The sequence below is a fragment of the Pseudarthrobacter sp. NKDBFgelt genome, assembly GCF_046097905.1.
Classification (GTDB): domain Bacteria; phylum Actinomycetota; class Actinomycetes; order Actinomycetales; family Micrococcaceae; genus Arthrobacter; species Arthrobacter polychromogenes.
Genome location: NZ_JBJURL010000102.1, coordinates 1 through 11,793 on the forward strand (window position 1 = coordinate 1; position 11,793 = coordinate 11,793).

The 11,793-nt window shown below is 66.2% G+C and carries 10 protein-coding genes and 1 pseudogene; 7 read left to right on the forward strand and 4 right to left on the reverse strand.

Features of this window, described 5'->3' with window-relative positions:
* A pseudogene (locus ACKAE7_RS19015) lies at positions 1 to 237 on the reverse strand (sensor histidine kinase); the annotation flags it as partial.
* 182 nt (positions 238 to 419) lie between these two features.
* Between ACKAE7_RS19015 and ACKAE7_RS19020 the strand changes: the two are divergent.
* Positions 420 to 800, forward strand: coding sequence for a DUF485 domain-containing protein (locus ACKAE7_RS19020; RefSeq protein ID WP_066274718.1), 381 nt, complete (start codon positions 420 to 422; stop codon positions 798 to 800).
* The gene (locus tag ACKAE7_RS19025) at positions 797 to 2,413 is read left to right on the forward strand and encodes a cation acetate symporter (protein ID WP_188809323.1); all 1,617 of its coding nucleotides are present in this window, start codon (positions 797 to 799) and stop codon (positions 2,411 to 2,413) included. The genes ACKAE7_RS19020 and ACKAE7_RS19025 overlap by 4 nt, the downstream gene beginning before the upstream one ends.
* Positions 2,414 to 2,495: 82 nt before the next feature.
* Here the strand turns inward: ACKAE7_RS19025 and ACKAE7_RS19030 are convergent, their stop codons facing one another.
* Both ACKAE7_RS19030 and ACKAE7_RS19035 read right to left on the reverse strand, forming a co-directional pair.
* Positions 2,496 to 3,050, reverse strand: a complete 555-nt coding sequence (locus tag ACKAE7_RS19030) for a hypothetical protein (protein ID WP_188809324.1) — start codon at positions 3,048 to 3,050, stop codon at positions 2,496 to 2,498.
* Between the two features lie 163 nt (positions 3,051 to 3,213).
* Positions 3,214 to 3,687, reverse strand: coding sequence for an Lrp/AsnC family transcriptional regulator (locus tag ACKAE7_RS19035; protein WP_188809325.1), 474 nt, complete (start codon positions 3,685 to 3,687; stop codon positions 3,214 to 3,216).
* A 195-nt stretch (positions 3,688 to 3,882) separates the two neighbouring features.
* On the opposite strand from ACKAE7_RS19035, the gene pdhA reads away from it, so the two are divergent.
* Genes pdhA through ACKAE7_RS19050 form a run of 3 tightly spaced genes read left to right on the forward strand, consistent with a single transcriptional unit; the run spans position 3,883 to position 7,582 of the window.
* On the forward strand, positions 3,883 to 5,052 hold the full coding sequence (gene pdhA / locus ACKAE7_RS19040) for a pyruvate dehydrogenase (acetyl-transferring) E1 component subunit alpha (RefSeq protein ID WP_188809326.1): 1,170 nt from the start codon (positions 3,883 to 3,885) through the stop codon (positions 5,050 to 5,052).
* Positions 5,052 to 6,062: an alpha-ketoacid dehydrogenase subunit beta gene (locus ACKAE7_RS19045; RefSeq protein WP_190613559.1), complete on the forward strand. Its 1,011-nt coding sequence runs from the start codon at positions 5,052 to 5,054 to the stop codon at positions 6,060 to 6,062. The genes pdhA and ACKAE7_RS19045 overlap by 1 nt, the downstream gene beginning before the upstream one ends.
* 8 nt (positions 6,063 to 6,070) lie before the next feature.
* The gene (locus tag ACKAE7_RS19050; RefSeq protein ID WP_191036049.1) at positions 6,071 to 7,582 is read left to right on the forward strand and encodes a dihydrolipoamide acetyltransferase family protein; all 1,512 of its coding nucleotides are present in this window, start codon (positions 6,071 to 6,073) and stop codon (positions 7,580 to 7,582) included.
* 74 nt (positions 7,583 to 7,656) lie between these two features.
* On the opposite strand, the gene ACKAE7_RS19055 is transcribed toward ACKAE7_RS19050, so the two are convergent.
* On the reverse strand, positions 7,657 to 8,364 hold the full coding sequence (locus tag ACKAE7_RS19055) for a TetR/AcrR family transcriptional regulator (protein ID WP_408980009.1): 708 nt from the start codon (positions 8,362 to 8,364) through the stop codon (positions 7,657 to 7,659).
* Positions 8,365 to 8,508: 144 nt separating this feature from the next.
* On the opposite strand from ACKAE7_RS19055, the gene ACKAE7_RS19060 reads away from it, so the two are divergent.
* Positions 8,509 to 10,116, forward strand: a complete 1,608-nt coding sequence (locus tag ACKAE7_RS19060; protein ID WP_408980010.1) for a carboxyl transferase domain-containing protein — start codon at positions 8,509 to 8,511, stop codon at positions 10,114 to 10,116.
* A gap of 8 nt (positions 10,117 to 10,124) precedes the next feature.
* The coding region (locus tag ACKAE7_RS19065; protein ID WP_408980011.1) for an acetyl/propionyl/methylcrotonyl-CoA carboxylase subunit alpha at positions 10,125 to 11,793 on the forward strand (1,669 nt) is incomplete at its 3' end.

The following is an 11,793-nucleotide window of genomic DNA, read 5'->3' on the forward strand; positions in this document are numbered from 1 at the left end:
GCCCAGCAGGGTGCGCAGCTGGCGGCTGGCCTTGGCAGCGCCGGCGGGGTTGAGGCCCCGGCGCAGGTGCTGGCCCGCCTGGGACGCGGCATGCAGGGTGTGGTAAGTGGCGCGTTCAGCATCAGTGCCCAGGTCGCGGAAGGACCTGAGTACCTTGAGCCCCACGCCGACGACGACGGCGATGGCCATGGCGATGACGGCCACGGCCGCGGCGGTCAGGAGGGGGGAGTCCGGCATGGTGCCCAGCGTAGCTGCGGGTGCCGTTTGTCGCAGCATCCCGACCGTTGAGCGCCCGCAGGCCTGCAGGCACTGGAACTGGCGGGATGCAGCCCGCAGAGTGATTGCAGTCACATTTGCGGTATCCCGTCTTCCGGGCCTGCCGTTGGGTGTGTTCAGGCAAGTCTCAACGAGGAGGAACGATGGGTAACGATGCCCACACTCCGGACGCAGCGGCGTCCGTGGACTTCGAGCAGGTCCAGTCGACGGAGCAGTTCAAGGAACTGCGCAAGCGTCACCGCAGCTTTGTCTTCCCCATGGCAGTCGCATTCCTGCTGTGGTACTTCGCATATGTCCTGCTCGCCGACTATGCCGTGGACTTCATGTCCACCAAGGTCTGGGGCAACATCAACGTGGGCCTGATCCTCGGCCTGCTCCAGTTCGTCTCCACGTTCGCCATCACCGGCTGGTACGTCCACTACTCCAACAAGCGCCTCGACCCCATCGCCAAGGAAATCCGGGACGAGATCGAGGGCCACGAATTCGATAAGCACGGAAACCGAGTAGGCGGAGTCACCAAATGATCAATATCGCAACAGCGGTGGACGTGGCCGCCCTCAAGGAAACCACGCTGCTCAACATGGGCATCTTCGGCATCTTCGTGGCCGTCACCATGGTGATCGTGCTCCGCGCCAGCCGGAACAACAAGACCGCCGCGGACTACTACGCGGCCGGCCGCTCCTTCACCGGCTCGCAGAACGGAACCGCCATCGCCGGCGACTACCTTTCCGCCGCCTCCTTCCTGGGCATTACCGGCGCCATCGCCATCAACGGCTATGACGGCTTCATGTACTCCATTGGCTTCCTGGTGGCCTGGCTTGTGGCACTGCTGCTCGTTGCGGAGCTCCTGCGCAACACCGGCAAGTTCACCATGGCCGATGTGCTGTCCTTCCGGCTGAAGCAGCGGCCCGTCCGCATTGCCGCCGCCATCTCCACCCTCGCCGTCTGCTTCTTCTACCTCCTGGCCCAGATGGCAGGCGCAGGAAGCCTGATCTCGCTGCTGCTGGGCATCAGCGACTGGGGCGGCCAGGCCCTGGTGATCATCGTCGTCGGCGCCCTGATGATCATGTACGTCCTGATCGGCGGCATGAAGGGCACTACCTGGGTGCAGATCATCAAGGCCATCCTGCTGATCGCGGGCGCAGCCGTCATGACCCTGTGGGTCCTGGCAATCTACGGCTTCAACCTCTCCAGCCTCCTGGGCGCCGCAGTGGAGACGGCCAACAACCCGGCTGTCCTGAATCCCGGCCTGCAGTACGGCAAGACGGAAACCTCGAAGATCGACTTCATGTCACTTGGCCTCGCCCTGGTCCTGGGCACCGCAGCACTGCCGCACGTACTCATGCGCTTCTACACAGTCCCCACGGCCAAGGAAGCCCGTAAGTCCGTGGTGTGGTCAATTTGGCTGATCGGCCTCTTCTACCTCTTCACCCTGGTGCTTGGTTACGGTGCAGCTGCCCTGGTGGGTGCTGAGACCATCAAGGGCGCACCGGGCGGCGTGAACTCGGCTGCCCCGCTGCTGGCCTTCTACCTGGGTGGGCCGCTGCTGCTGGGCTTCATCTCGGCCGTGGCCTTCGCCACCATCCTCGCCGTTGTGGCCGGCCTGACCATCACGGCTGCCGCCTCCTTTGCCCATGACATCTACGCCAGCGTCATTTCCAAGGGCAAGGCCGACGCCGACACCGAGGTGAAGGTGGCCCGGCGCACCGTTGTGGTCATCGGCGTCCTCGCCATCCTGGGCGGCATTCTTGCCAACGGACAGAACGTGGCGTTCCTCGTGGCGCTCGCATTCGCCGTCGCCGCCTCCGCCAACCTGCCCACGATCGTCTACTCCCTGTTCTGGCGGAAGTTCACCACCCAGGGTGCGGTCTGGAGCATGTACGGCGGCCTGGGTTCCGCGATCATCCTGATCATCTTCTCGCCGGTGGTTTCCGGCGGAGCAACATCCATGATCAAGGACGCCAACTTCGCACTCTTCCCGCTGAGCAACCCGGGCATCGTGTCCATCCCCCTCGCCTTCTTCCTGGGCTGGCTCGGAACGACGCTCGACAAGAAGCGGGAGGACACCGCCAAGCAGGCCGAAATGGAAGTCCGCTCCCTTACGGGGGTGGGTGCCGAAAAGGCCGTCGACCACTGACCTGACGGCTCAACAGCAAAGCCTCCGCACCGGGAACAAGTTTTCCGGTGCGGAGGCTTTGTTGTGCTGCCTGAGGCTCCCGTTAGCCTGCCGGCCGCAGCTTGATTTCGGTCATCCTGAGTTCTTCAGTGCCCTCGAAGCGGTAGGCGAGGTCCACTTCTTTGCCGTCGCAGGCGATGAGCCCGGCAACATTTGCAGACTTCACGCCGTTCTCGGTGACCACGTTGAGGTCCCTGTAGTCCGGTGTGCAGGTTTCATCCATCCCAAGACTGTTAACCCCCTCAATGAACGCTTCCTTGGACAGCTGCTCCTGGAGGGCGGGGTCAAGGTATTCGTCGTAGGCCCTTGAGCTGTCTCCGGCGAGGACCAGCTTGGTGAAGCCGTCAGCCAGCCCCCGGGCCTGGTTGGTGGCGCTGCCCACCACGTTCACCAAAATGACTATGCCCAGGACCACCAGGAGGAGGACGCCGCCGGCGCCAGCCAGGATGATCCACAGTTTCCGCCGGCTCCTGGGCGGAGGCTGCCCCGGAAGCCCGAACGGGGATGCCTGTTCCTGCCCGTAGTAGGGAGGATGTGACAGCTGCGGGGACGCCGGCCCGGCGTGGCCCGGCTGAAACGGTTCCTGGGGAGTGCTCAAGGTGGAGCCTTTCCGGAAAAATGGTGCAGCGCACCGCCTGGATGCGGGGCGGCGCTGGGCCTGTCCCGCCAATTAACTGGCATTCAGCCTATAGCGCGGCCCGCCTGGTCCGAACTCCAGCCCCCGCCGCCGTCGTGCTTTCCGCCATTGGGGGCGCCGGCTGCTAAGCCCGCCCGGGTCCACGTTCAAGGAGGGGCTGGACGCGGAAGGGAATAAGCTCTCCCATGGCAAGCGCCGTGTCGGTCCGGTCCACGCCTTCGCACGCCAGGATTTTCCCGTTGATCCGGAACAGGTCCTCGGCGTCCACCGCCACCACGCGCAGCAGCAGGTCCGCCGAACCGGTCAGGCCATAGCCCTCGAGGATCTCGGGAATGTCAGCGAGTTCCTTCGCCAGCTGGGCGAGCCGCTGCTGCTGGACATGGACGGAGATGAAGGCCATCAGCGGGTAGCCCAGGGCCGCCGGATTGATGCGCCGTTCGAAGGACAGGAAGACATGTTTCTTCTCCAGCTGCGCCATCCGCGCCTGCACGGTGTTCCGGGAGAGGCCAAGCTTCTGGGCAAGTGCCACAACGGTTTGCCGCGCATCCTGGGCCAGGGCGGAGAGCAGGCGGGCATCGGTGCCATCCAAGGCTTGCATAATGCGCAACGCTAGCACGGTCCCATGCCCTTCCGCAGAGCATTTTGCTCAGTGATCGCGCCGGTAGTTGTACCTCCTGAGCATTGTGAGTAGGGTCACAAATATCCGGGGCAACGGCGCCCGGGCGGCCGGCGGCTGAAGGGGCCACAAGTCCCAAAACCGCGGGTCAACGACGTGAGAAGGTTGCGGGCTATCGTGTCTACAGACGAAACGGGCCAGGGCGGACCAGCCGCCCCCAACAGCGCCCGGCACCCCCATGGGCAGGGGCGGGATCTGGTCCAACTGGTCACCCCAACCGGAGAGCGGATCAGCCACCCGGAGTTCGACTATTGGGTCAGGGATGTCACTGACGAGCAGTTGTGTTCCCTCTACGAGGACATGACCGTGATCCGGCGCATCGACGTCGAGGCAACTGCCCTGCAGCGGCAGGGCGAACTCGGACTGTGGCCGCCGCTGCTGGGCCAGGAAGCCGCGCAGATCGGTTCGGGCCGGGCGCTCCGCACGGACGACTTTGTGTTCTCCAGCTACCGGGAGAACGGGGTGGCCTACTGCCGGGGAGTGGACCTGACGGACATCCTCCGGGTATGGCGCGGCACTGCGTCCTCGGGCTGGGATCCCTACACCATCAACATGGCCACCCCGCAGATCATCATCGGCGCCCAGACCCTCCACGCCACCGGCTATGCAATGGGCATCCAGAATGACGGCGCCGATTCCGTCGCCGTGACCTATTTCGGTGACGGTGCCACCAGCGAGGGCGATGTCAACGAGGCCATGGTCTTCGCGGCAAGTTTCCAGGTGCCCGTGGTGTTCTTCTGCACCAACAACCACTGGGCCATCTCCGAGCCCGTACGGCTCCAGTCGCACATCCAGCTGGCCGATAGGGCAGCCGGATTCGGCATCCCCAGCCTGCGCGTGGACGGCAACGACGTCCTGGCCGTGATGGCAGCCACCCGCGTGGCCCTGGACCGGGCCCGCCGCGGCGGCGGCCCCACGTTCATCGAGGCCGTCAGCTACCGCATGGGCCCGCACACCACGGCGGATGACCCAACGCGCTACCGCGACGCCAACGAACTCGAGGACTGGGCGGCCCGGGACCCGATCAGCCGGATAGCCGCTCTTCTCGAGCGGAAGGGCCTGCTGTCCGCGGAACTGCAGCAAGACGTTAAGGACAAGGCCGACGCCGTGGCACGCGAGATGCGGACGGGCTGCACCACCATGCCGGACCCGGAGCCCCTGGACGTTTTCAAGAACGTCTACAGCACGCCCAACTCGTGGCTGGACCGGCAGCAGGACCACTACGCCCGTTACCTGGCCACCTTCGGTGATCCCGCAGGAGCCGTTTCAGAAGAAGGTGCACGCTGATGACCCAGATGACCTTTGCCCGCGCCATCAACGCGGGCCTGCGGAAGTCCCTGGAGAACGACCCCAAAGTGGTGCTCATGGGTGAGGACATCGGCACCCTCGGCGGCGTGTTCCGGGTGACCGACGGGCTGCAGAAGGACTTCGGCACGCACCGGGTGGTGGATACCCCCCTGGCCGAATCAGCCATTGTGGGCACCGCCGTCGGCCTCGCCTACCGCGGGTACCGCCCAGTGGTGGAGATCCAGTTCGACGGATTCATCTATCCGGCGTTCGACCAGATCGTCAGCCAGGTGGCCAAGCTCCACTACCGCACCCGCGGGGCAGTCAAGATGCCCATCACCATCAGGGTTCCGTTCGGCGGCGGGATCGGCTCTCCCGAGCACCACTCCGAATCGCCGGAGGCCTACTTCACGCACACATCCGGCCTGCGCGTGGTCACAGTTTCCAGCCCGCAGGATGCCTACACGGTGATCCAGCAGGCCATCTCCTGCGATGACCCCGTGCTCTACTTCGAGCCCAAGCGGCGTTACCACGACAAAGGCGACGTTGATGAGTCCCTTGACCACGCCGCTCCCGTGCCCATGGGCCAGGCGCGCGTCCTCACCCAGGGCACCGACGTCACGCTGGTGGCTTACGGCCCGCTTGTAAAGACGGCTCTGGACGCCGCGTCGGCCGCCGCCGATGAAGGAGTCTCCATCGAGGTCATCGACCTGCGCTCGCTGGCACCGGTGGACTACGAAACAATTGTGGCCTCCGTCCGCAGGACCGGGCGCCTGGTCATCACCCACGAGGCCGCACAATCGGGCGGCCTGGGGGCGGAAGTGGCCGCCAGCATTACCGAGCGGTGCTTCTACCACCTGGAGGCGGCACCTGTCCGGGTCACCGGGTTCGATATTCCCTACCCATACTCAAAGCTTGAGATGCACCACCTGCCGGGCCTGGACCGGATCCTGGACGGCGTGGACCGTGCCCTGGGCCGGCCGAACTCCCTCAGCGGGCTGGAAGGATGAGCGGGACCATGATCAAGGAATTCCGGCTGCCGGACCTGGGCGAAGGCCTCACCGAATCGGAGATCCTCAGCTGGAAGGTGGGGGTGGGCGATACCGTCACCCTCAACCAGGTGATCGCCGAGGTTGAGACTGCCAAGGCAGTGGTGGAGCTCCCGTCCCCGTTTGCCGGGGTTATCAGGGAGCTCCACGAACAGCCGGGCGCCGTCGTGGAGGTGGGCAAGCCGATCGTCTCCTTCGAGGTGGCGGATGACGCCGGCCCGGCACCGTCCGGGACAGGCGGCGCCTCTGCTGGGGTCAGGGATGCGGGCCAGGATGCGGTCGAGGATGTTGGCAGGGCCGCGGGGCAGGCAGCGGGGGAGAGCTCCGCCGGGACCCCCAAGAGGGAGCCAAACCTCGTGGGCTACGGTGCCGTCGTCGAAAGCACCGGCCGGCCCGCACGGCGCCCGCGGACCTTCCCGGCGGCTGGTTCTGCCGATGCCCTGCCTGCGGAAACCAGGCCCGCGGCAACCACGCCTGCCGAGATCATGCCTGCCGACCCCATGCCCGCGGAGACCACGCGTGACACAGACAAAACTCCCGCGGTTGAGCACACCGCGGCTGCGACGGGCCAGCCCGCAGGCGAGCGCCCACGGTCCACTCCTCCTGTCCGGAAGCTGGCCAAAGACCTTGGCGTGGACCTGGCCAGGGTTACCGGCACTGGACCCCAGGGACTGATTACCCGGGAGGACGTCCAGCACTTCATGGGCAGCCAGTCTGCGGACGCAGGGTCGGCCGGCGGGGATGCCGCGGACCTTGCGGGTGTGCGGGCCGGCCAGGGTGAGCGGGAAACGCGCACGGCCATCAAGGGTGTCCGCAAGTTCACGGCCGCAGCCATGGTGCAAAGTGCCTTCACCGCGCCGCACGCCACCGAGTTCCTGACGGTCGACGTCACGCCGTCCATGGAACTGCTCGCCAGGCTCCGGGACAGCAGGGAGTTCGCGGGTGTCAAGCTCACGCCGCTGACCCTGGCTGCGAAAGCGGTACTGATCGCCCTCCGGCGCAATCCTTCCCTCAACTCGCGCTGGGACGGGGAGAACCAGGAGATCGTCACGTTCCGTTACGTGAACCTGGGCATTGCAGCCGCCACGCCCCGGGGGCTCACGGTCCCCAATATCAAGGACGCGGATTCGTTGTCCCTGGTCCAGCTGGCGCAAGCCCTGTCAGCGCTCGCCGACACGGCCCGTGCCGGCAAGACCCCTCCGGCTGATCTCGCCGGCGGCACGGTCTCGATCACCAACATCGGTGTTTTCGGAATTGACGCCGGCACCCCCATCCTCAACCCCGGCGAAGCGGCGATCCTTGCCCTGGGAGCCGTGCGCAGGATGCCCTGGGAGTACCGGGCGGACATTGCCCTGCGCCAGGTGATGACCCTCAGCCTGTCCTTCGACCACCGGCTGGTGGACGGCGAACAGGGCTCACGCTTCCTTGCGGACGTCGGTGCCATCCTTGCTGACCCCGGCCTGGTGCTGACCATGGTGTGACCCGGGTAGTTTTTGTCCAGATATGCAGGGTTCCAACCGGTTTAAGCCTGCATACCTGGACAAAAACTCCGGATTCAGTGGCTGGTGTGGCAGTCCGCCAGCAGTGCGGCGAGGGCCATGCTCTCGAGCAAGGGCCGGGCTGTTCCGGACGCCATCTTCCGGCCGTGGCTTCGGACCGAGTGGGGGGTGGAGTTGATGAGCCCGAACGTGGCATGGGCCCGCATCCGGAGCTCCGAAGCGTCGGTCTCGGGACGGAGCCCCGCGAGGACCTCCACCCACACCTCCACATAGCTCCTTTGAAGGGTCCTGACCGCCTCCTGGTCCTCATCGGAGAGGCAGCTGAAATCCCTGTCCTGGACCCTGATGACGTCCGGCTTGCCCAGCGCGAAGTCCACCTGGAACGCCACCAGGCCGCGCAGGGCCACCAGGGGATCCGCATTTTCTGCCGCCACCCGGCGCCCGCCGTCCAGGAGTTCCTGGCTGACGGTGACCAGCAGGTCCGCCAGGACCGCCTGTTTGCCGGGAAAGTGGCGGTATACGGCCGGGCCGCTGACGCCGGCGGCAGCCCCCAGATCCTCCAGGGAGACACGGCTGAACCCGTGCAGCGCAAACAGCGAAGCTGCAGCGGACAGGAGCGCCTGGCGGCGGTTCTCCTTGGCCCGGCTGCGTTGGGTTGTGCTGGTGGACTGGTTTGGCCTGGCGGGCTCGGGTGGGCTGCTGGGCCGGGTTGCGCTGCCGGGCTGGGTTGTGCTGCTGGCCGCAGCGGCGTCGGTGCTTGGCACAATTCCTCCTCGGACCCCGGAAGTCTAGCAAGGCAGCTGTTGTGTTGGACATCACAGTTAATCGAGACTAACCTGAATTTCAGTTATTGAGCACTAACCGAGTTGGCTTCTTGCCCCCGGCCGGAACAGGAACAGGACGCGTCGATGGAGACCCTTGCCAGCAGGATCGACCCCGCCAGCAGCACTTTCCTGGCAAACCGCGAAGCGCAGCTGCTGCTGACGGAGGACCTGCGGAAAAGGCTCGCGGACGCTGCCCTGGGCGGACCGGAAAAGTCGAGGCAGCGGCACACCGGCAGGGGCAAGCTCCTGCCCCGCGAGCGCATCGACCGGCTCCTGGATGACGGCAGCCCGTTCCTCGAAATCGCCCCGCTGGCAGCCAACGGCATGTACAACAACGAGGCCCCCGGCGCGGGGGTCATTGCAGGCATCGGCCTGGTCCACGGCCGCCACGTGCTGGTGATTTCCAACGACGCCACCGTCAAAGGCGGGACGTACTATCCGCTGACGGTGAAGAAACACCTGCGGGCCCAGGAAATAGCCCTCGAGAACAGGCTTCCGTGCATCTACCTGGTGGATTCCGGCGGCGCTTTCCTGCCCAAGCAGGACGAGGTGTTTCCGGACCGGGACCACTTCGGCCGCATCTTCTACAACCAGGCCCGGCTGTCAGCGGCCAAGATTCCCCAGATCGCCTCGGTCATGGGGTCCTGCACGGCCGGCGGCGCGTACGTGCCTGCCATGAGCGACGAAACAGTGATTGTCCGCAACCAGGGCACCATCTTCCTGGGCGGGCCGCCGCTTGTGAAGGCTGCGATCGGCGAAATCGTCACGCCGGAGGAGCTCGGCGGCGGGGAAGTGCATTCGAGGATCTCCGGCGTCACCGACCACCTCGCCGAAAACGACGAGCACGCGCTGCAGATCATCCGGGACATCGTGTCCACGCTCCCGCCCTCTGCGCCGCCCGCCTGGGAGGTGGACGCCGCCGTCGAACCAACAGCTGCGCAGGCGGAGCTTTACGGTGCCGTCCCCACGGACGTCAACGCCGCCTACGACGTCCATGAGGTCATTGCCCGGCTGGTGGACGGCAGCCGGTTCCACGAATTCAAGAAGGAGTACGGCGCCACGCTGGTCACCGGGTTCGCGCGGCTGCACGGGCACCCGGTGGGGATCGTGGCCAACAACGGCGTGCTCTTCAGCGAATCCTCCCTCAAGGGGGCCCACTTCATCGAACTCTGCGACCAGCGCGGCATCCCGCTGGTCTTCCTGCAGAACATCTCCGGCTTCATGGTGGGCAGGGACTCGGAACAGGGCGGCATCGCCAAGAACGGGGCCAAGATGGTCACCGCCGTAGCCACCGCCCGGGTACCCAAGCTGACAGTGGTCATTGGTGGTTCCTTCGGCGCCGGCAATTACTCCATGTGCGGGCGTGCCTACTCACCACGGTTCCTGTGGATGTGGCCGGCCGCCCGGATCTCGGTCATGGGCGGCAACCAGGCCTCCAGCGTGCTCGCCACCGTCAAACGGGACCAGTACGAAGCCGCCGGACAGGATTGGTCCGCCGAGGACGAGGAAGCCTTCAAGGAACCCATCCGCCGGCAGTACGAGGACCAGGGCAGCCCGTACTACTCCACGGCCCGCCTCTGGGATGACGGAGTGATCGATCCTGCCGATACACGCACCGTCCTGGGCCTGGCACTGGACGTGGTGGCCCGTACGCCGTTGCCGGAAACCTCATTCGGCCTCTTCAGGATGTGAGCGAGCACATGACCACACCTTCCCTTACCGGAACGCCCGCCGCCACCCGGCCGATGTTCGGAACTGTCCTGGTGGCCAACCGCGGCGAAATCGCCTGCCGCGTGATCCGGACTCTCAGGGCGCTGGGCATCCGTCCGGTGGCCGTCTACAGCGATGCCGACGCCGGTGCCCGGCACGTGCGCGAAGCGGAGACCGCCGTCAGGATCGGCCCGGCAGCGGCCACGGAGAGCTACCTGAACATCGGGGCGATCATCGATGCCTGCCGCAGGACCGGGGCGGAGGCGGTGCACCCCGGCTACGGCTTCCTCAGCGAGAACGTTGAATTCGCCCGGGCCCTGGAACAGGCCGGGATCGCGTTCATCGGCCCGGGCGTGGAGGCCCTGAACATCATGGGGGACAAGATCCGGTCCAAGAACCATGTGGCGGGCTACGGCGTCCCCGTGGTGCCCGGCGTGGCAAAACCGGGGATGACCGATGCGCAGCTGGTTGACGCGGCCGCCGGCGTGGGTTTTCCGCTGCTGATCAAGCCCTCCGCGGGCGGCGGGGGCAAGGGCATGCATGTGGTGCAGCGCCCAGAAGACCTTGCGGCCACGCTGGCCACGGCCAGGCGGGTGGCGGCCAGCGCCTTCGGCGACGACACCCTGTTCCTGGAACGCCTGGTCACCACCCCGCGGCACATTGAGGTGCAGGTCCTGGCGGACAACCACGGCAACGTTATCCACCTGGGCGAACGCGAATGTTCACTGCAGCGGCGGCACCAGAAGGTCATCGAGGAGGCGCCGTCGCCGCTGCTCGAGGCCCTGCCCGACGGCGCCGCCATCCGCGCCCGGATCGGTGAAGCTGCCTGCAGCGCGGCCCGCAGCGTGAACTACAGCGGCGCGGGAACGGTCGAATTCCTCGTCTCCGACGACGCGCCGGACCAGTTCTACTTCATGGAGATGAACACCAGGCTGCAGGTTGAGCATCCCGTCACCGAGATGGTTACCGGCATCGACCTCGTCGAGTGGCAGGTGCGGATCGCCGCCGGCGGGGAACTCACCGTCCGGCAGGCCGACGTCGAACTTCACGGCCACGCCGCGGAAGCGCGCGTCTACGTAGAGGTACCCGAGAGGAACTTCCTGCCTTCCACCGGAACGGTGCTGCTGCTGGACGAACTGCCCGGTCCACAGCAACGTCCCAGTGCCCCCGCCCGCGTGGCAACGGAAACGCCCCGCGGCAGGGTGCGGGTGGACTCGTCCCTGGTGGAGGGTGTGGAGGTTTCCTCCAGCTACGACCCCATGATTTCCAAGGTCATCGCGTGGGGGGAGGACCGCACAGCCGCCCTGGACACCCTGGATGCGGCGCTCGCTGGCTATACGGCGCTCGGCCTGGACACCAATGTGGAATACCTGCGGCTGCTGATCAATGATGCCGATGTCCGCGCCGGGCGGCTGGAGACCGGGCTGATCGAACGCAAACTGCCCGGTTTGTCCTTCCGGAGGGCTGCCGACGCCGAGCTGGCGGCGGCAGCGCTCTTCACCCTCGCCATGGAGGAACAGAACAACACGCCGCCGGCCCCGGGGCCCTGGCAGGCACGCAACGGCTGGCGGCGTGTTGTTCTGTTCCTCCATGGCGAGGGTGAAGAGCGATGCCGCCGCCAGCTCGGCGTCGGCAGCCCTCCGGAAGGACAAACCGGGC

Excerpts from the sequence above, each read along its gene's own strand:
- ACKAE7_RS19025 (WP_188809323.1), top strand. The coding sequence starts at position 797 with ATGATCAATATCGCAACAGCGGTGGACGTGGCCGCCCTCAAGGAAACC.
- ACKAE7_RS19020 (WP_066274718.1), top strand. The coding sequence starts at position 420 with ATGGGTAACGATGCCCACACTCCGGACGCAGCGGCGTCCGTGGACTTC.
- ACKAE7_RS19060 (WP_408980010.1), top strand. The coding sequence starts at position 8,509 with ATGGAGACCCTTGCCAGCAGGATCGACCCCGCCAGCAGCACTTTCCTG.
- ACKAE7_RS19035 (WP_188809325.1), bottom strand. The coding sequence starts at position 3,687 with ATGCAAGCCTTGGATGGCACCGATGCCCGCCTGCTCTCCGCCCTGGCC.
- ACKAE7_RS19045 (WP_190613559.1), top strand. The coding sequence starts at position 5,052 with ATGACCCAGATGACCTTTGCCCGCGCCATCAACGCGGGCCTGCGGAAG.
- ACKAE7_RS19050 (WP_191036049.1), top strand. The coding sequence starts at position 6,071 with ATGATCAAGGAATTCCGGCTGCCGGACCTGGGCGAAGGCCTCACCGAA.